At 44.6% G+C, this 1314-nt stretch carries 1 protein-coding gene; it reads left to right on the top strand.

Translation table 11 applies throughout. The features are described from left to right. Positions 1-109: 109 nt before the first annotated feature. A partial coding sequence (locus tag AB4384_RS23560; protein WP_372130199.1) for an IS4 family transposase occupies positions 110-1314 on the top strand: 1205 nt, incomplete at its 3' end.

Below are 1314 nucleotides of genomic sequence, written 5' to 3' on the forward strand. Positions count from 1 at the left end.
TCATAGACAGGATCTTAAGAGCTAACTTGTTTATTTAGATAGAAAAAAGGCTTCATTTATGATCAGATAATCGTCGCCAAACAAACTACCTACATCAATAGTGAAGCCGATGACGATTATCTCCTTACAGAAGCAATTTAAGCAATTCTTTAATGCTGACACCCTCCAAAAAATGGCGAAAAGTACAGGCCTGATGAAACGGTGTCGGGCGATATTACCCGAGCAGCTAGTCATTAGCTTAGTGGCCGCGTTAAGCAAAGGAAACTGCACTTCCATTGCGGATTTACTGCGACAATTCAATGGGATGTGCTTGAGCCCTGAAGGTGCCGTGGCATACAAGCCTTACCATAACCAGTTGAGGAAAAATGAGTTTCCTAATTTCATGCGGCAACTTGTTATTCGAGCAATAGCTCAATTTGCTCGCCAGCAGAATGTCGGTCTACCAAATAAGCTCGACACCTTTGATGATGTACTGCTTCAAGATGGCAGCTCTTTCCACATCCATCGTGACCTGGCGGATGTTTATCCGAGTCGATTTAAACGTAACCCTGCAGCGGTTGAATGTCATATGACAATGTCGTTGAAAAGCTTTTCTCCAGTCGCGATGAACATCAGCGCTGATACGGCATCAGAAAGAGATTTTTTACCTGAGCCCAAAACGATGAACAACAAATTGCTGTTAGCTGACGCAGGGTATCCTGATTTCCACTTCTTTCGAGAGCTTGAACAGCATGGCGGATTCTATATTGTCCGAGGTGCTAAGTCTCTGAACCCTATGATTATTGAGGCAAGGAACGGCAAGGGGCGACTGCTGCCTAAGCTAGAAGGGAAGAAGCTGAAAGACATTACTCGAGGTACCAACCGTTCGCAGGTCCTTGACCTAAAAGTCCGTCGAGGTAAACAAGAGTTTAGAGTCGTGCGACGATGGTTTGCTGAAGAAAAACGATTCTGCATTTGGATAACTAACTTACCTTCAGACACCTTTACTGCCGATGACATCATGGCGATCTACCGCTGTCGATGGCAGGTGGAACTGCTTTTTAAAGAGTTAAAGTCTCACACCAACTGGCAACGATTTGTCACCGCACAAAAGGCCATCGTTGATGGGCTCATCTGGGCCAGTTTACTTGCGCTGATCATTAGGCGTAGTATTGCGCTTCAGATAATGCCATCGGTCTCATTGTTTAAAGCGGCAAAAAATGTGGATGTCTGGCTGTTACCAATATTTGAATGTATCAGTCACGGCGCATGGTCAGAAATCAGCAATAAAATCGAATGGGCTACCAGTTATATATCAAGGAACGCTCAAAAGTC

Source organism: Vibrio sp. 10N.261.51.A4 (assembly GCF_041471945.1).
Lineage (GTDB): Bacteria > Pseudomonadota > Gammaproteobacteria > Enterobacterales > Vibrionaceae > Vibrio > Vibrio crassostreae_C.